The following is a 15,688-nucleotide window of genomic DNA, read 5'->3' on the forward strand; positions in this document are numbered from 1 at the left end:
CGCCGGCACGTCGGTACAGCGGATCGGCTTCTGTTCTCAAGGGTGAATTTTAGAACGGTGGGCCGCCTCGAAACGTCAACGCAAAATTAGCGCACCTCGAACCCTACCAGTCCGATATATCGCGCACTGAGCATTTTGGGAGAACACTTAATTATCAAACGACCACATTTAGCTTGTGAGCCACGACGTCGAGCGCCCAGGGGGAGAGTGGAGCGGCGCGGCGGCCGCGAACGCGGTCGACGAGTCGTTCGTCGACGTCCTCGGGGGCACTGTCCTCTCGGAGTTGCTCGTCGCGACCGCGCCGGAGAGCTTCGTCGTCGTCGACGACGGGGGGAGCGTCGTCTTCGCGAATCCCGCGGTCGAGCGGATCTTCGGGTACGAACCGGAGGAGTTGGTCGATCGCCCGCTGGTCGAGTTGATCCCGGAGCGATTGCGCGACGCCCATCGGGCGGGATTCGGAGCGTATCTCCGGAGCGGCGAGCGGACCCTCGACTGGGACGAAGTGCGATTCCGGGGACGCCATCGTGACGGTCACGAGATCCCGCTGGCGATGTGGTTCCGCGAGTTCACCCACGACGGCGACCGGTACTTCGTGGGCGTCTTCAGGGACATTTCGACGCAGATACAGCGGCGCGAACAGCTCGCGTCCGAACGGGCCTTCGTCGGGAGTATGTTCGACGCGCTGCCGGACGTGGTGTACGCGTTCGACCGCGAGGGCCGGTTCGTCCGGTGGAACGAACGGGTGAACGAAGTCACCGGGTACACCGACGAGGAGATAGAGACGCTGAGTCCGCTCGATTTCATCCCGGAGGACGACCACGAACGCGTCGGCTCGGCCATCAGCCGGGTCCTCGAAGAGGGGTCTGTCGTGACGGTCGAGTCGGCGATCGTGACGCGCGACGGGACCGAGATCCCGTACGAGTTCACGGGCGCACCGCTCGTCGAGAACGGGAAGGTCGTCGGCCAGACGGGCGTCGGTCGCGACATCTCCGAGCACAGGAGCTACGAGGCGATGCTGGAGCGACTCGACCATCTGAACACGGCGATCCGTTCGGTCGACCGGGTCCTGGTCGAGGCCGAGACGCGCGGGGAGATCACTCGCTCGGTCTGTGAACGACTCGTCGAAGCGGGCGCCTACTGCGGGGCGGCCATCGGATCCATCGACAGCGACGGCGGGGGGTTCGACGTCGACGCCTCCGCGGGCCTGGGTCGGAAGATGGTCGAGGTCGCCGAGCGGCACGCGGAAGCGAACGTCCCGTCGATAGCCACGCGTGCGGCCGAGTCTGGTTCGGTGGAGGTCAGCGAGGGTATCACGAGCGGGCCGATGGTCGAAGGGGAGTGCGAGACCGACCGCCCCCGGACGTTCGCGGTGGTCCCGTTGGTCGCGGACGGCCAGCGATTCGGACTGCTCGGCCTCTGCACGGACAGAGTTCCGGGTCTGTCGGAGCGCGAGCGGGCGGTGCTCGGCGAACTCGGCGAGGTGATCGGGAACGCGATCCAGTCTGCGCTGACCCACCAGTTGCTGTACTCGGACACCGTCGTCGAGATCGAACTCCGTTCGAGAGACCAGGGCGTTTCGTTCTTCGCGGTCTCCGAGGCGGCGGACTGCCGGCTCGAACTCCAGCGCTCGCTCTCGTTCGGAGACGAACACGTCTTCTACTTCACGTCGAATGGCGCCCCGCCGGAGCAGGTCCGCGCGGCGGCGTCGTCGGTCGATTCGATCACCACCGTCGACACACTCGACGGGGGTCGCTTCGAGTTCCGGACGCGAGGGGGGACGATCACGTCGGTGCTGTCGGATCTCGGTGCCAGGACGACGTCGGGCGTGGCGGACTGCGGCGAGGCACGGATCGTCGCGGAGTTACCCTCCGACGCCGCGGTTCGCGACGTCGTCGACGCCGTGCAGGAAGCGTATCCGGACACCGAACTGGCCGCTCGCCACGAGACCGAACGCTCGATCCGGAGCCCCGACGAGTTCCGTCGCGGACTCGCGGCCGACCTGACGGAGAAACAGCAGGCCGCGCTCGAGGCCGCGTACTTCGCGGGCTATTTCGAGTGGCCGGCGCGAACGAGCGACGCCGGCGACGTCGCCGAGACGCTGGACATCGCGCCCCAGACGTTCCACCAGCACCTCCGCGTGGCGGAGCGGAAACTCCTCTCGGCCCTGTTCGAGGAGGCCGGTCGCAGACAGTTAGCGTGACCGAACCCGTACCTGTCTATTCTGGCACGCCGCTCAATGCCCTCCGTCGGTAATGTATCGTGTGTTCGAAGTCGAATCGAACCCGGCGTGTCGATCGCGATCGGGCGCCGACGCGGACTCCGGGAGGAACTCCGGCCGGCGTGACTCGACGGTCCCGTGGCGTCGGCCGGTAACGAGGGTTCGGTCCGGCCAGCGATGACCGCGATCGACGACTGGACGGTCACGAACGCCTACGGCGACGATCCGCCGAGCGTCGCGATCGTCAGAGCCGTCGCCGCCGCGACGGACCAGACGGTCACGGACCTGCGGCCGCTGTTTCACGTCGTCGACTCGGACTCGCTCGACCGCCTCTTCGACGGGGAGGGCGACCCCTCGGTCCGGTTTCGCTACGAGGGCTGTGACGTGACGGTCAACAGTACGTACGTCCTCGTCCGAGCGGCCGACGACGCAGCCAGGCCACCGAACCGGTAGCGGCGGACGCACGGCGAGCGGTCGACCGGCCCGTCAACCGGCGTATCGCTTCGCGGTCGTGTACGCTTCGCGGACCCGTTTGAACTCGTCCTCGTCGCCGCCCTGATCGGGGTGGACCTCCTTGACCTTCCGCCGGTAGGCGGCTTTCACCTCGTCGAGACTCGCCGAGGCCGGGACGCCCAGTTCGGCGAAGGCGGCGAGCGTGGGGTCGACGTGCTCGTCGTCGGGGCCGAAGTCGACGTCGGGTACGTCGAACGGGAGCCTGTCGCCGAGCTGGACGCCCGGCATCTCGTGTTCGACGAGCACGGGGACCGTCGGCGAGCGCTCGATCCGGTAGTACGCACGGGCGTCGAACGTGATCGCGACGTCCCGTTCGGGGAGATAGAAGGCGACGTGCTGGCCCTCGACGAAGTGGTCCTCTGCGAAGGGCTCGTCGATGGCTTCGAGGTACTCTCTGAGTTCGGTCCGGCGGCGACCCTCGCCTCCGTCTCGGCGCCGCCGGGCCTGTCGAGTGGGGAACCGTCTGTTCGCGACGACGAACAGGAAGGCGGCGAGGACGCTACTCGCGACGCCGAGGCCGAGCCCGACGAGGAACCACCGGGGCAGCGCGAGCAGGCCGTCCAGTACCACGCGCGGGCGTTGGCGTCGCCGAAATATGAAAGTCTCGGGAGCGACGGTCGATGCCGAGCGTCGGTGCGGCGACGATTGAATAGCAACAGAGGGGCGAAGGTAGAGTGGAAACAGAGGGGCGACGGTGGGGAAGAAACCAAGCGGCGACAGACTGGCGACGGGAGACGTCGACGGAGCGGCGGTCGGTCAGCCGATGTAGCGCAGGTCTTCGTCGGAGGGCGTCGGCGTGCCCTGGTCCATCTCCTGGATCTTCCGGACGACTTCCTCCATCTCGTCGGCGCGCTCTTCCAGGGATGCGTAGTCGACGTCGAAGTCGACGACTTCCTGGAGGACTTCGAGGACGGCCTGGGCGCTCTTGGGGTCGACGAGGTAGCCGCTTGTCTCGCCCATCAGGCAGGCGGCCTCGAAGCCGCGGCGCTCGCCGAGGCCGAGCAGCAGGCCGCTGACGCCGACGATGCCGCCGGCGGGCTCGTCCTCGCGGAACTCGACGCCGACCTCGGTGAGGTCGTCGACGACCTCGTCGGTGGTGGCGGCGCCGAGGACGGAGTACTCCTCGATGAGTTCGCCGGTGGGGACACCCCCGAGGGCGAACACGCGCTCGACGTCGTAGTCGTCGGCCACGTCGAGGAACGTGTCGGTGAGCCCGTAGTGGCCCTCGCTGTCCTGGGCCTGGTGGTCGCCGGTGAGCACGAGCAGGTCCCGGCCGTCCTCGGGCTGGACGGCGTGGAACTCGGCGGAAGCCAGCTCCGTCCGGCCGTCCTCGACGCTCACCTGCGGCGGGAAGTGCGTCGAGTGGACCCGTTCGACGAGCTCGCTGTCGATCTCTTCGAGGAGGTGCTCGACGGCGAGTTTGCCGACGTGACCGACGCCGGGGAGCCCCTCGACCAGGACGGGCTCGTCGAGGTCGGGGCTCGCCAGCGCCTCGCGTTCGTATTCGTCCATACGGGTTAGTCGCGGCGTCGTCGCTTAAGTGCGCGTCGATACTCCCCGTAGTTGTCTTCGGGCGAGAACGGCGCGGGCGCGGAGTTGACCGCCTCGGCGCCGCACGCCGGACAGGTCTCGGCGAGCGTGTAGCGCGGCCGCTCGTGTTCGTCGCGCCAGGCCGAACAGACCAGGATGTCGGATTTCATGAAAACGGGGTCCTCGGAGCGACGCCGATCACTCGACGTCTTCGGACCGGTCGCGGTGGTACTCGCCGCTGCCGCCGTGGTCGCCGACGACGGCGATGGCGCGATCGGCGCTGGATTCGAGGTGGGACTCGGCCGTCTTGTAGTCGGGCGCCTGCACCTGGATGCGGTACTCGGGCGAGCCGACGTAGGTCACCTCGAGTTCGACCTCGTCGGGGATCTCGCCGTTGCCCTCGGCGGCCTGGAGCGACTCCTTGATCACGTCGACGCCGTCGCCGCTGGGACACTCCAGCGTGACGTAGCCGGTGACGTTGACGTACGGGACCGAGACGTTCTCGCGGGCCGTCTCGACGATGGCCTCGATCTCCTCGTCGGAGAGGTCGGTCTCGTCGAGGGCCTCCTCGCCGTGGATGGCGGCCTCCTCGAAGCCCTCGTACATGGAGCCGAAGGCGGCCAGGAACTCGTTGGCGATGGCGGCGTAGGTCTCGTCTTCGATGTCCTCGCCGAACGCCAGCAGCATCCAGTTGTCGGCCTTCTGCTCGTTTTTCCACTCCTGGATCTTGTCCTTGCGCTGGTGGTCGTTGACGTCCTTGATCGACAGATCGATCTGCTGGGCGCTCTCGTCGACGTCGAGGACCTTCGCGACGACGGTTTGGCCCTCGGAGACGTGGTCGCGGACGTTCTTGATCCACCCGGAGGCGACCTCGCTGATGTGACAGAGGCCGCGCTTGTCCTCGTACTCCTGGAGGTCGACGAAGACGCCGAAGTCCTCGATCTCGTCGACGCGTCCGACCACCAGTTCGCCGGGGTCGGGCCAGCCGCTGTATTTCATTATCGTGCCTCGACGGTCTCGAGTACCTCGCCCTCGATGGCCGCTTTGCCGCCCGTCGGTCGGGCGAGCGTGTGACCACAGACTTCGCAGGCGACTTCGGTCGCGGCCTTACCGAAGACGATCTGTTCGTTCTCGCAGTCCGGACACGCGACGCTGTAGAAGTTCCCTGTCATCGTTAGTCCTGCAGGTCCAGCTTGCCGGCGCGCCATCCCTCGCGGAGGTGGGCCTTGCCGCAGTCGGAACAGCGGTACTTGAGGTCGGTCTTCTGGGTCGGCTTCCCGCCAGAGGGCACCTTCGAGAACTTGCCCGCGTTCCCGTAGCCCGAGCGCGTGCGCTCGGCCTGTCGCCCGTTGACCTTGGTCATCCCCGAGGTCCGACCGCTCCGGACGCGCTCGACCTCGTGCTCGTTGTGCTCGTCGCAGTGCGGACAGTACGTGTTAAATCGGCGTGGCATCTCCATAGATATCGACCTTGCGAGCGGCTTGGTCGTGCCCGCTTAAAACCCGTTTGGTTCGGGGCGGCCTCGGACCGGAGCGCGGCCGGCTGGCCCGTCGTCGCGTGGCCGCACTGGGCTACAGCGTGGTCGTCACCTGTTCGCCGCTGACAACCTCGGGGACGATCACTTCGTCCGCGCCGGCCCGCCGGGCGACGGACTCGTACATCTCGTCGCCGGCGCGGACCACGACGGTCGCCTCGGGCGCCAGTTCGCCGGTCGTGATAGCGACCTGGATGTTGACGTTGGAATCGTCGACGGCGCCGACGACCGTCTCAGCTCGATCGACGCCCGCCGCTGTCAGCATCCCCTCGCGGCGGGCGTCCCCCCGGACCGAGAGGAGCCCGTCGTCGAGCGCGCGCTCGTGCTGTGTCTCCTGGCTCTCGATGACCACGACCGACCGGTCGCGGTCGCGGAGTCGTCGTGCGATCGTCTTGCCGAAGGTACCGTACCCGCAGACGATGACGTGATCCTCGCAGTCGTCGATGGAGCGTTCTACCTGCATCTGTCTGAGTTCCGTGCCGATCTGACCGCCGAAGGTCGCCGAGAGGACCGTCTCGCCGATCCACAGGCCCGCGAGGACGAGCCCGGACTCGACGACGATGCCGTACGCGCGTAGCGCTCGCGCCGGCGCGTCGTGAGACTCGACGTACAGTTCGATGCTGGTCGGGTCGAGCAACCAGAACAGCGCCTCGACGACCCCGACGTCCGCGAGCGCGGCGAACCCGGCGACGCCGGCGGCGACCAGGACCGCGAACGCGGCCACCGGCCGCACGACCCGACGCAGCAGTGGTCGGCCCGCCATCGCTCGAACGTACTCGGTTGCCACGGATCTCTCGCTCTCGTCGGGGGTGATAAGCGTCTCCTCTTAACACATAATGTCTCCTTGCAGTCTTTACGGGCCCGAATCGGGAGGAGATGCCGTCGCGTCGAGAGACGAACGCGACCCGTCGGGAGTTCGCGCGCGTCCCCGCGGTCCGCCGAGTGCGGTGGAAACGGCGCGCAACTGCCCGAACTCGCCGCGGCTTCGAAGTCACTAAGTACGCCTCCGCCGAAGCGACGGGCATGAAGAAGCTGATCGTCCACGGGGACCCCGGATTCCGGAAGGACGCCGTCATCTCGGTCGACGGCGAGGAGCTGGTCGTCTTCGGCGTCGCCCGCCAGGGCGAGTGGCACGGTCCGGACCGACCGCAGCTGTGGTGCACCGTCGGCACCGAAGACGAGCGCGACGTCTACGAGCGCCGCGACTACATCCCCAACTTCCTCGACACGGAGGCCGTCGACGCCGAGGCCGTCGAACTCGTCGAGAGCGCCTCGGCCTGAACCGGTCGCCGTTCCGACCGGCTTCGACCTGAACTCGTGAGCCCCGAAGCACCTGTTGTCTCCCTGTCGTCGCCCCGTTAGACGAGGTCGGCGTACGGCGGGTCCTCGGCGTAGTCGACGACCGCGCTCGTCCCCGGCGACCCGGTCGGCGATTCTTCAGCGTGAGCCACTCGATGCCGTCGTCGGCGCGTTCGATCCGCAGCGTCTGTCGACTCGTGTCGACGAAGAACTCCACGAGCGCCCTGTCCTGAATCGCGGGGTTGACGGTGTAGACGACCACGTCGTCCTCGCCGGTGTGACGCGCGGCCGCCCGGTAGCGGGCTTCCCGGACCTGCCGGGGGGAGAGTCGCTCCAGGAGCGGTTCGGGGTTCTCCGCGCGCAGGTCGAACGGGTACGGGTCGAGCGTGTCTTCGAGTTCCGCCAGCGTCTGCTCGGTGCCGACGGACAGGCAGTCCTCGCCGTCGTCGAGTCCGGCCTGGAGGAACTGCATCCGGAGCGTGGTCTTCCCCGTCCCGGGCGGGCCGGACACGAGGAGGCTGTGGTTCGGCGGCAGGCCGCCGCCCAGTAGCGCGTCCAGCCGTTCGCACCCGGTCGAGAGGGGCATCGTCCCGAAATGCGTTCCACCAGGCAACTCGGTCGTGTCGACATATTTGGGTATCCGCCCGTCGCCACCACCGGACGGAAAAACGTATCGGGGCGGTGATAGGCGTTCTCGGCCGAAAGAAACCCTTTAATCTCGCCCGGTGGGACGTGCGGACATGGATACGGCCGAGCGGCTCGAACTCGCGACGCGGAACACGGCCGAGGTGGTCGAGCGATCGGAACTCGAAGCGCACTTCGCGGAGGGCGACCCGTCGGTCTACATCGGGTACGCGCCGACCGGCGAGATGCACATCGGGCACTTCACGACGATGCGCAAACTCGCGGACTTCCTCGGCGCCGGGATGGAGGTGACGGTCCTCATCGCGGACCTGCACGCTCACCTCGACGACAACAAGAGCCCCTTCGACCTGCTCGACGCCCGTTCGGACTACTACGAGGCGACCATCGAGGCGATGATCGACGCCGCCGGCGCGGACGCCGAGCAGATCTCGTTCGTCCGCGGGAGCGAGTTCGAACTCGACCCCGACTACACGCTCGAACTCCTGCGGATGGCCGCGGAGACGACGCTCAGCCGCGCCCAGCGGGCCGGCAGCGAAGTCGTCCGGGAGTCGGATTCGCCGAAGCTCGGCGGGCTGCTCTACCCGCTGATGCAGACCCTGGACGTGGACGCGCTGGACGCAGACGTCGCCTACGGCGGGATCGACCAGCGCGGCATCTACATGCTCTCCCGGGAGATCCTCCCCGACCACGGCGGTGAGGCGCCAGTCTGCGTCTTCGCGCCGCTGCTGTCGGGCCTCTCGGGCGGGAAGATGTCGGCCTCCGACGAGTCCTCGAAGGTGAACCTGAACGACTCCCCCGAGGAGGTCGTCGAGAAGATCCAGGCCGCCTACTGCCCCGCGGGCGAGCGCGAGGACAACGGCGTGCTGGAGTACCTCGAGTACCTCGTCTTCCCGGTCCTCGACGAGCGCGGCGAGACGTTCGTCGTCGAGCGTCCCGAGGAGTACGGCGGGGACCTCACCTACGAGGACTACGACGCCCTCGAAGCGGACTTCCTCTCGGGCGAACTCCACCCCGCGGACCTCAAGCCCTCCGCGGGCGAGGCCATCTCGGAGGTCATCGCGCCCGTTCGCGAGCGCCTCGACGAGCAACCGGACCTGCTCCGCGAGGCCTACCCCGAGAAGTACGACTGACCGGAATGGGTGACCGATGACGCCGGCCGACGGCCCGCAGACGACGTCTGTTCGCGACACCTACGACCGGATCGCCGAGCACTTCTCGAAGACGCGCGAGTACCCCTGGCCGGAGGTCGAGGACTTCCTCGACGGCCGCTCCGGCGACGTGGGTCTCGACGTGGGTTGCGGCAACGGGCGCCACACCGAACTGCTCGCACAGCGCTGTGACCTCGCCGTCGGGCTCGACGTGAGCCGCGGGATCCTCCGCGAGGCGAGCGCGCGGGCCGCAGAACGGGGCTACTCGTACGCACTGGGCCAGGCCGACGCGGCGAGGCTGCCGGTCAGGAGCGACGCGGTGGACCTCGCGGTCTACGTCGCGACGCTCCCCCACGTGCCGACGCGGGAGCGTCGCGTCGCGAGCCTGGACGAGCTCGCTCGCGCGCTCGACCCCGCGGGCCGGGCGCTGGTGAGCGCGTGGTCGACGGCGCACGACCGCTTCGCGGAGACGGAGGGGTTCGACACGACCGTGGAGTGGACGCTCCCCGGCGGCGAGACGGTGGACCGCTTCTACCACATCTACGACCCCGACGAGTTCCGCGCGGACGTCGCCGACAGCGGGCTGGCGCTCGTCGAGTTCGAACTGTCGAGCGGCAACTGTTACGCCGTCGTCCGGTCAGCGTAGCCGGTCTCTCCCCGGCGCTCGCTGGATCCCCGACCGGAGGAAGCTCAGGCCCAGGGTCATCGCGACGACGAAATACAGTACCGCAGAGATCGTGCCGTAGACGAATCTGAAGTCGGAAAACGGACCGACCGACGTCTGCGTCATAGCGACCCCGCCGGCCGAGAGCCAGCAGACGGCGCCCAGTGATAGTTCGGCCCACCAGACCGACCCCGTATCCGGTTTGTCCGGCTCCGTCACGCCGTCGTCACATTCTTCGACGGTCGATGGCGGCTGTCGACCCGCTGCCTCGTTCGTGCCCGTCATCGATGACTCTCTCAGCGTCTCTCAGCCTTCTATATAAATGGTCGCCCTCGACTTTCACAGCTAATATCGGAAGCGGACGAACCCGCTTCGACGGATCGCCGGCCGTTTCGGAGCGATCAGTCGTCGCTTCTGACCTGTTCGCCGTCGTCCCCGGCCCGCGCCAGCGAGTCCAGCAGTTCCTCGCGGTGTTCGTCCAGCAGCGGCGCGCGGCGGTCGACGCCCGTGGGCGTCTCGGACAGTTTGATCGGGTTACCGGCGATCGTGACCGGCTCGTCGACCCCCGGCTGTTCGACGGTGGCGAGCATCTCCCGCGCTCGGACGTGCGGGTCCGCGAAGACGTCGCTCGTGTCCTGGACCGGCGCCGCGGGAACCGACCCGTCGAGCGCCTCGACGACGGCCGCTGAGGACCGGGTCAGCGTCCACTCGGCGATCTCCTCGCGGAGGTCGTCGCGCGCGGCGAGGCGGTCGGCGCCGGTGGGGTAGTCGGCCGCGAGGTCAGCCCGGTCCATCGCCTCGCAGAGTGCGCGCCAGTGGCCGTCGGAGAACGCCGCGATCACGACGTATCCGTCGGTCGTCTCGAAGGCGTTGTACGGGAACAGGGTCGGGTGGGCGTTCCCGCGGCGACCGGGCGCCTCGCCCGTGTAGGAGTACTGGTAGACGGTGCGTTCGCACAGCGAGACTATCGCGTCGTACATCGCGGTGTCGACGTACTGCCCCTCGCCGGTGCGGTCGCGGTGGTGGACGGCCGCGAGGATGCCGACGGCGTTGAGCACGGCGGTGAAAAGGTCGCCGATGCCGGGGCCGACCTTCGTCGGCGGGCCGTCGGGCTGGCCGGTTATCGCCATCACGCCGCCCAGCGCCTGTGCGATCAGGTCGAAGGAGGGCTGGCCCTGTCGGTCGGTCTCGCCGGTCCGCGGGTCGCCGAACCCGCGGATCGACGAGTAGATCAGCGAGGGATTGCGGTCGCGCAACGTCTCGTAGCCGAGGTCGAACCGCTCCATCGTGCCCGCGCGGTAGTTCTCGACCACCACGTCGGCGGTCTCGACGAGCGACAGGAAGTCGGCGCGGTCCTGGTCGTCCCCGAGGTCCAGCTCTAGCGACCGCTTGTTGCGGTTGACGCTCTGGAAGTACCCCCCGTAGGCCTCCGCTTCGGCCCCCTCGACGAACGGCGGGTTCGACCTGATGAGGTCCCCGCCCGGCCGCTCTACCTTCACGACGTCCGCGCCCATGTCCGCCAGCAGCATCGTGCAGTACGGCCCGGCCAGCACCTGTGTCAGATCGATCACGCGCAGGTCCGACAGTGCGCTCATACGCCCCCCATGTGCTCGCCCGACATAAACGCTAGTGATAAATCATTACATACTTCCGTTCGCCGCAGTCCGTGCCTGTGACAACGGTTGCCAAGACTATCATGAAAGACCATTATGTTTATGATGGTGGGTGCCATCGGTGCAGACACTCACATGGGGCAGACAGTCATCCTCGGAGTGATCGGGTCCGACGCCCACGTCGTCGGCATCACGATCCTCGAACAGGCGCTCACAGCCGCCGGGTTCGACGTCGAGAACCTGGGCGTGCAGACGTCGAAAGCCGAGTTCGTCTCGGCCGCGGAGTCCGAGGACGCGGGGGCGGTACTCGTCTCCTCGCTCTACGGACACGCCGAGCAGGACTGTGAGGGCCTCCACGAGGGACTCGCCGCGGCCGACTGCGACGCGGTCACGTACATCGGCGGGAACCTCGCCGTCGGCCAGGACGACTGGGCGGAGACGGAGTCGCTGTTCCGCGAGCTCGGTTTCGACCGCGTCTTCGACGCCGAGACCGACCCGCAGGCGGTCGTCAGTTCGCTCGAACGCGACCTCGACCAGCGGGCCACCGAGCCCGAGACCGACAGGGTCAGCGTGAACTCGTAGATGCTCCGCGACGAACGCATTCCGGGCGACCAGCTACGCGCGACCGAATCCGAACTGCGCGGCCGGTGGCCCACCGGCGCCGACGCCGACTTCGACGAGGCGATCGAGTTCCACGACTCGCTGCCCGCCGGCAAACAGTTCGCGACCGTCCTGGAGTCGGCCGACCGACCGCTCCTCCAGCCCCGCGCCGGCGTCCCGCGGCTCGACGACCAGATCGAGTTGCTCGAACACCTCGAATCCGAAGGCGGGGCCGACCTGCTCCCGACGACAATCGACTCCTACACCCGCGACAACGAGTACGAGAAGGCCGAACGCGGGCTGGAGGAGGCCCGCGAGTCGGGCGACGACACGCTCAACGGCTTCCCGGCGGTGAACCACGGTGTCGACGCCTGTCGGGAGCTGGTCCGGTCGCTCGACGCGCCGGTCGAGGTCCGCCACGGGACGCCGGACGCCCGGCTGCTCGCCGTCGTGACGCTCGCCGGCGGCTTCCAGAGCTTCGAGGGCGGTCCGATCTCCTACAACATCCCGTACACCAAGGAGCACGACCTGGCCGAGACGATCGAACACTGGCAGTTCGTCGACCGGCTCTGCGGCGCCTACACCGAGCGCGGCGTCAGGATCAACCGCGAACCGTTCGGCCCGCTCACCGGGACGCTCGTCCCGCCGGCCATCGCCATCGCGGTGATGGTCGTCGAGGGACTGCTCGCGGCGACACAGGGCGTCCGCTCGCTCACGCTCGGATACGGCCAGGTCGGCAACGTCGTCCAGGACGTGGCGGCGCTGCGCGCCCTCCGCGAACTGGGCGAGGAGTACCTCCCGGACGACGTCGCCGTCACGACCGTCTTCCACGAGTGGATGGGCGGGTTCCCGCCCGACGAGGCCCGCGCCAACGGCGTCATCGGCCTCGGCGGCGCGACGGCCGCGCTCGCCCGCCCGGACAAGGTCATCACCAAGTCTCCCCAGGAGTTCCGGGGCGTCCCCACCCGCGAGGCCAACGCCGCCGGCCTGCGCACGACCAGACAGCTCATTGATATGATGATTGAACAGGAGATCCTCATCGACGGCATCGACGAGGAACAGTCCCTCATCGAGCGCACGGCGCGTTCGCTGATCGAGACGGTGTTCGACCACGGCGACGGCGACGTGGCCCGCGGCGTGGTCGCCGCCTTCGAATCTGGGGGGCTCGACGTGCCCTTCGCGCCGAGCGACAGCGCGAAGGCCGCCGTCCTGCCGGCCCGCGACGACGACGGCCGCGTCCGCGTCCTCGAATGGGGTGACCTCGCAGTGTCCGCGGAGACGAGGGAGATCCACGAGGCCCGCCTCGACGAGCGAGCGCGCACGGAGGGCCGCAGTCGTTCGTTCCGGATGGTCGCCGACGACGTCGACGCCATCAGCGACGGGAAGCTGATCGGCCGCCCGTCAGCGAGCGACGCCGACTCGGGAGGACCGGGTGACGACGTCGGTCACCCGGGAGGTGAGAGCGATGCAGATTGAGGCCGTCCGGGCGGTCCCGGGCGTCTCCGGCTTCTACTTCGACGACCAGCGGGCCATCAAGACCGGCGCCCCCGAGGACGGGTTCACCTACGGGGGCCAACCGGTCACCGAAGGTTTCGACGCCGTCCGCCAGGCCGGCGAGGCGCTGCTCGTCGAACTCGAACTCTCCGACGGCAGCGTCGTCCGCGGCGACTGCGCCGCCGTCCAGTACTCCGGCGCCGGCGGCCGGGACCCGCTCTTCCGCGCCGAGGAGTACGCCCCGGTCGTGGAGGGACCCGTCGCCGACGCGCTCCGTGGCCGCGACCCGCGGGCGTTCGCCGATAACGTCTCCCTCGTCGAACTGCTGCCGTCAGCGAACGACGGCAGCGAGCCCGATGCGGGGAGCGAGGAGGGGGGCGGCCCGCGAGCGGGTCAGGCGCTGCACACGGCGGTCCGCTACGGCGTCTCGCAGGCGCTGGCCGCGGCCGCCGCTCGTGCGAGACGGGTCACACCGACGGACGTCCTGGCGGACGCGCTGGGGACGACCCCCGCAACCGAGCCGGTGCCTATCTTCGGGCAGTCGGGCGACGCACGCCGGCGGAACGCCGAGAAGATGCTCGTCAAGGGCGTGCCGGTCCTGCCCCACGGCCTGTTCAACAGCGAGGCCAAACTCGGGAGCGACGGCGAGCGACTCGTCGAGTACCTGGCGTGGCTGGGCGAACGCGCCGGCGAACTCGGTCCGGACGGGTACCGACCGCGGTTCCACGTCGACGTCTACGGGACCATCGGAGCGCTGTTCGGTCCGCCGTACGACCGCGCGGAGGTCACGGACTACTTCGCGGACCTGGCCGCGGCCGCGGACCCGTACCCGCTCCAGGTCGAGGGGCCGATGGACGCCGGCGGCCGCGCCGAGCAGATCGCGGCGATGGCGGAACTACGGGACGGACTGGCCGACGCTGGCGTCCCGGTCGATATCGTCGCCGACGAGTGGTGTAACACGTTCGACGACGTGCGGGCGTTCGTCGACGCCGGGGCCGCCGACGTCGTGCAGGTGAAGACGCCGGACCTGGGCGGGATCCAGCGGAGCGCCCGCGCCGTGACCGAGTGCGAGGGGACGGACACCCGCGCGTACCTCGGCGGGACATGCAACGAGACGGCCGTCTCGGCCCGCGCCTGCGTCCACGTCGCGCTGGCCACGGACGCCGCGCAACTGCTCGCGAAACCCGGGATGGGCTTCGACGAGGGGTACATGGTCGTCACCAACGAGATGCGGCGGACGCTCGCGCGGCGGGAGCGTGCCGGACCGGAGGTTGCCGCGGACGGTTCGGGCGGTGGTCGCCGATGACCGACTGGACGGACCCGGAGACGTTCGCGGCCGCGCTCGACCGCGTCGAGACACGCGAGAAGGGCAACTACTTCGAGGACTTCGCCGACGGCGCGGTGATCGAACACGCGCCGGGCCTCCGGCTGACTCGTCACGGGTCGGAGACGTGGATGAGCCAGACGCTCAATCACGACCCGGCGTTCTGGCGGACCGACGCCGCACGCGACCGCGGCTTCGACGCCACGCCGGTCCACCCGGACTACCTCCTCGCGTGCGTGATGGGACCCTCGGTCGAGGACCTGAGCGAGAAGGGCGGGTACTTCCTCGGTCGCGACGGCGTGCGGTTCCACCGGCACGGCGTCCCGTACGGGACCGAACTACGCGTCGAATCGACCGTGCAGGCGACGCGAACGTCGAGTTCCCGGCCCGAGTACGGGATCGTCACCTGGGAGACCCGCGGTGTCGACGCCGGGACGGGCGAACTCCTGGCGTCCTACGAGCGGACGAACCTGATCCCGCGCCGCGAGCCCGCCGCGACCGACGGAGGTCGGTCGGAATCGGCGAGTGGCGACGCAGCGGAATCGGCGGTCGAGGAGCCCGAATCCGGCCAGCCGTCGCTCCCGGAGACGTTCGTCACGCCGGAGGGCGGCGCGTTCGAGGACTTCCGGCAGGCGCTGGAGGAAGCCGCAGACCGCGACGCGGCGGTCGCCTACCGACACGAGCGCGGGCGGACGATGGACGCGTTCACCGTCGCGGCGCTGCCGCTCGCCACGCTCAACACCGCCCGACAGCACCACAACGCCGCCGCGATGGCCGACTCGCCGTCGGGCGAACCGGTCGCCTACGGTGACGTCACCCGTTCGACCGCGCTCGGGCACGCTCGCTCCGACGAGCGGACCTACCGCGAACTCGGCTTCGACGACGAGCGGTTCCACGACTTCGTGACCGCCGGCGACACCGTCTTCGGCTTCACCCGCGTGCTCGACGCGGACGGGTCGAGCGGGCCGTCGCGAGCGGGCGAAATCACCTTCGAGCACGTCGCGTTCACCGACGACGCGCGGCCGGTGTACTCCGGCACTCGCCGGGCGCTCGTCGACCGCCGCGACGACTGACGATATGCGAGAAAACGCACCGACTGACGACAC

18 protein-coding genes and 1 pseudogene are annotated in these 15,688 nt (G+C 68.8%); 9 read left to right on the forward strand and 10 right to left on the reverse strand.

Translation table 11 applies throughout. The annotated features are described in order from the left end of the window. The first annotated feature begins 175 nt into the window (after positions 1-175). Together ACMGFE_RS04935 and ACMGFE_RS04940 are read left to right on the forward strand one after the other, a co-directional pair. The gene (locus tag ACMGFE_RS04935; RefSeq protein WP_436923970.1) at positions 176-2,200 is read left to right on the forward strand and encodes a PAS domain S-box protein; all 2,025 of its coding nucleotides are present in this window, start codon (positions 176-178) and stop codon (positions 2,198-2,200) included. 195 nt (positions 2,201-2,395) lie between these two features. After that, the gene (locus ACMGFE_RS04940; RefSeq protein ID WP_436923971.1) at positions 2,396-2,671 is read left to right on the forward strand and encodes a HalOD1 output domain-containing protein; all 276 of its coding nucleotides are present in this window, start codon (positions 2,396-2,398) and stop codon (positions 2,669-2,671) included. 33 nt (positions 2,672-2,704) lie between these two features. Here the strand turns inward: ACMGFE_RS04940 and ACMGFE_RS04945 are convergent, their stop codons facing one another. The 7 genes from ACMGFE_RS04945 to ACMGFE_RS04975 all read right to left on the reverse strand — a co-directional run bounded on the left by ACMGFE_RS04945 (position 2,705) and on the right by ACMGFE_RS04975 (position 6,558). Then, positions 2,705-3,295, reverse strand: coding sequence for a J domain-containing protein (locus tag ACMGFE_RS04945; RefSeq protein ID WP_436925148.1), 591 nt, complete (start codon positions 3,293-3,295; stop codon positions 2,705-2,707). 192 nt (positions 3,296-3,487) lie between these two features. After that, a complete protein-coding gene (locus ACMGFE_RS04950; RefSeq protein WP_436923972.1) occupies positions 3,488-4,243 on the reverse strand; it encodes a proteasome assembly chaperone family protein in 756 nt (251 codons plus the stop codon). 5 nt (positions 4,244-4,248) lie between these two features. After that, positions 4,249-4,431 carry an RNA-protein complex protein Nop10 gene (locus ACMGFE_RS04955; protein WP_436923973.1) on the reverse strand — a complete coding sequence of 61 codons (183 nt, stop codon included), beginning with the start codon at positions 4,429-4,431 and terminating at the stop codon, positions 4,249-4,251. A 28-nt stretch (positions 4,432-4,459) separates the two neighbouring features. After that, positions 4,460-5,260 (reverse strand): translation initiation factor IF-2 subunit alpha, encoded by an 801-nt coding sequence (locus ACMGFE_RS04960; RefSeq protein WP_436923974.1) that lies wholly within the window; start codon positions 5,258-5,260, stop codon positions 4,460-4,462. Beyond that, the gene (locus ACMGFE_RS04965; protein ID WP_436923975.1) at positions 5,260-5,433 is read right to left on the reverse strand and encodes a 30S ribosomal protein S27e; all 174 of its coding nucleotides are present in this window, start codon (positions 5,431-5,433) and stop codon (positions 5,260-5,262) included. The genes ACMGFE_RS04960 and ACMGFE_RS04965 overlap by 1 nt, the downstream gene beginning before the upstream one ends. Positions 5,434-5,435: 2 nt before the next feature. Further along, positions 5,436-5,720 carry a 50S ribosomal protein L44e gene (locus ACMGFE_RS04970; RefSeq protein ID WP_006883878.1) on the reverse strand — a complete coding sequence of 95 codons (285 nt, stop codon included), beginning with the start codon at positions 5,718-5,720 and terminating at the stop codon, positions 5,436-5,438. A 112-nt stretch (positions 5,721-5,832) separates the two neighbouring features. After that, complete coding sequence (locus ACMGFE_RS04975; protein WP_436925149.1) at positions 5,833-6,558, reverse strand: potassium channel family protein; 726 nt, start codon at positions 6,556-6,558, stop codon at positions 5,833-5,835. A 260-nt stretch (positions 6,559-6,818) separates the two neighbouring features. On the opposite strand from ACMGFE_RS04975, the gene ACMGFE_RS04980 reads away from it, so the two are divergent. Further along, the gene (locus ACMGFE_RS04980; protein WP_436923976.1) at positions 6,819-7,076 is read left to right on the forward strand and encodes an HAH_0734 family protein; all 258 of its coding nucleotides are present in this window, start codon (positions 6,819-6,821) and stop codon (positions 7,074-7,076) included. A gap of 394 nt (positions 7,077-7,470) precedes the next feature. Here ACMGFE_RS04980 and ACMGFE_RS04985 read toward each other — a convergent pair. Beyond that, positions 7,471-7,680 (reverse strand): annotated as a pseudogene (locus tag ACMGFE_RS04985) (RAD55 family ATPase); the annotation flags it as partial. A gap of 154 nt (positions 7,681-7,834) precedes the next feature. Here ACMGFE_RS04985 and ACMGFE_RS04990 point away from each other — a divergent pair. Both ACMGFE_RS04990 and ACMGFE_RS04995 read left to right on the forward strand, forming a co-directional pair. Next, a complete protein-coding gene (locus ACMGFE_RS04990; RefSeq protein WP_436923977.1) occupies positions 7,835-8,869 on the forward strand; it encodes a tyrosine--tRNA ligase in 1,035 nt (344 codons plus the stop codon). A gap of 16 nt (positions 8,870-8,885) precedes the next feature. Then, on the forward strand, positions 8,886-9,533 hold the full coding sequence (locus ACMGFE_RS04995) for a class I SAM-dependent methyltransferase (protein ID WP_436923978.1): 648 nt from the start codon (positions 8,886-8,888) through the stop codon (positions 9,531-9,533). Here ACMGFE_RS04995 and ACMGFE_RS05000 read toward each other — a convergent pair. Both ACMGFE_RS05000 and mct read right to left on the reverse strand, forming a co-directional pair. Then, entirely contained in the window at positions 9,525-9,836 is a 312-nt protein-coding gene (locus tag ACMGFE_RS05000) for a hypothetical protein (protein ID WP_436923979.1), read from the reverse strand. The two genes, ACMGFE_RS04995 and ACMGFE_RS05000, sit on opposite strands and share 9 nt — an antisense overlap. 116 nt (positions 9,837-9,952) lie before the next feature. Further along, positions 9,953-11,146: a succinyl-CoA:mesaconate CoA-transferase gene (gene mct, locus ACMGFE_RS05005; RefSeq protein ID WP_436923980.1), complete on the reverse strand. Its 1,194-nt coding sequence runs from the start codon at positions 11,144-11,146 to the stop codon at positions 9,953-9,955. Between the two features lie 153 nt (positions 11,147-11,299). Here mct and glmS point away from each other — a divergent pair, with 153 nt between their 5' ends. Genes glmS through mch form a run of 4 tightly spaced genes read left to right on the forward strand, consistent with a single transcriptional unit; the run spans position 11,300 to position 15,655 of the window. Beyond that, entirely contained in the window at positions 11,300-11,746 is a 447-nt protein-coding gene (gene glmS, locus ACMGFE_RS05010; protein ID WP_436923981.1) for a methylaspartate mutase subunit S, read from the forward strand. Continuing rightward, positions 11,747-13,240, forward strand: a complete 1,494-nt coding sequence (locus tag ACMGFE_RS05015) for a methylaspartate mutase subunit E (protein WP_436923982.1) — start codon at positions 11,747-11,749, stop codon at positions 13,238-13,240. After that, on the forward strand, positions 13,230-14,564 hold the full coding sequence (locus tag ACMGFE_RS05020; protein ID WP_436923983.1) for a methylaspartate ammonia-lyase: 1,335 nt from the start codon (positions 13,230-13,232) through the stop codon (positions 14,562-14,564). The genes ACMGFE_RS05015 and ACMGFE_RS05020 overlap by 11 nt, the downstream gene beginning before the upstream one ends. After that, positions 14,561-15,655, forward strand: coding sequence for a 2-methylfumaryl-CoA hydratase (gene mch / locus ACMGFE_RS05025; RefSeq protein WP_436923984.1), 1,095 nt, complete (start codon positions 14,561-14,563; stop codon positions 15,653-15,655). The genes ACMGFE_RS05020 and mch overlap by 4 nt, the downstream gene beginning before the upstream one ends. The last annotated feature ends 33 nt before the right edge of the window (positions 15,656-15,688 follow it).

The organism is Halosimplex amylolyticum (assembly GCF_051414035.1).
GTDB classification, from domain to species: Archaea; Halobacteriota; Halobacteria; order Halobacteriales; family Haloarculaceae; genus Halosimplex; species Halosimplex amylolyticum.

Coding starts and splice junctions, on each gene's coding strand:
- ACMGFE_RS04940 (WP_436923971.1), top strand. CDS start 2,396: ATGACCGCGATCGACGACTGGACGGTCACGAACGCCTACGGCGACGAT.
- ACMGFE_RS04950 (WP_436923972.1), bottom strand. CDS start 4,243: ATGGACGAATACGAACGCGAGGCGCTGGCGAGCCCCGACCTCGACGAG.
- ACMGFE_RS04955 (WP_436923973.1), bottom strand. CDS start 4,431: ATGAAATCCGACATCCTGGTCTGTTCGGCCTGGCGCGACGAACACGAG.
- ACMGFE_RS04960 (WP_436923974.1), bottom strand. CDS start 5,260: ATGAAATACAGCGGCTGGCCCGACCCCGGCGAACTGGTGGTCGGACGC.
- ACMGFE_RS04965 (WP_436923975.1), bottom strand. CDS start 5,433: ATGACAGGGAACTTCTACAGCGTCGCGTGTCCGGACTGCGAGAACGAA.
- ACMGFE_RS04970 (WP_006883878.1), bottom strand. CDS start 5,720: ATGGAGATGCCACGCCGATTTAACACGTACTGTCCGCACTGCGACGAG.
- ACMGFE_RS04975 (WP_436925149.1), bottom strand. CDS start 6,558: ATGGCGGGCCGACCACTGCTGCGTCGGGTCGTGCGGCCGGTGGCCGCG.
- ACMGFE_RS04980 (WP_436923976.1), top strand. CDS start 6,819: ATGAAGAAGCTGATCGTCCACGGGGACCCCGGATTCCGGAAGGACGCC.
- ACMGFE_RS04990 (WP_436923977.1), top strand. CDS start 7,835: ATGGATACGGCCGAGCGGCTCGAACTCGCGACGCGGAACACGGCCGAG.
- ACMGFE_RS04995 (WP_436923978.1), top strand. CDS start 8,886: ATGACGCCGGCCGACGGCCCGCAGACGACGTCTGTTCGCGACACCTAC.
- ACMGFE_RS05000 (WP_436923979.1), bottom strand. CDS start 9,836: ATGACGGGCACGAACGAGGCAGCGGGTCGACAGCCGCCATCGACCGTC.
- mct (WP_436923980.1), bottom strand. CDS start 11,146: ATGAGCGCACTGTCGGACCTGCGCGTGATCGATCTGACACAGGTGCTG.
- glmS (WP_436923981.1), top strand. CDS start 11,300: ATGGGGCAGACAGTCATCCTCGGAGTGATCGGGTCCGACGCCCACGTC.
- ACMGFE_RS05015 (WP_436923982.1), top strand. CDS start 11,747: ATGCTCCGCGACGAACGCATTCCGGGCGACCAGCTACGCGCGACCGAA.
- ACMGFE_RS05020 (WP_436923983.1), top strand. CDS start 13,230: ATGCAGATTGAGGCCGTCCGGGCGGTCCCGGGCGTCTCCGGCTTCTAC.
- mch (WP_436923984.1), top strand. CDS start 14,561: ATGACCGACTGGACGGACCCGGAGACGTTCGCGGCCGCGCTCGACCGC.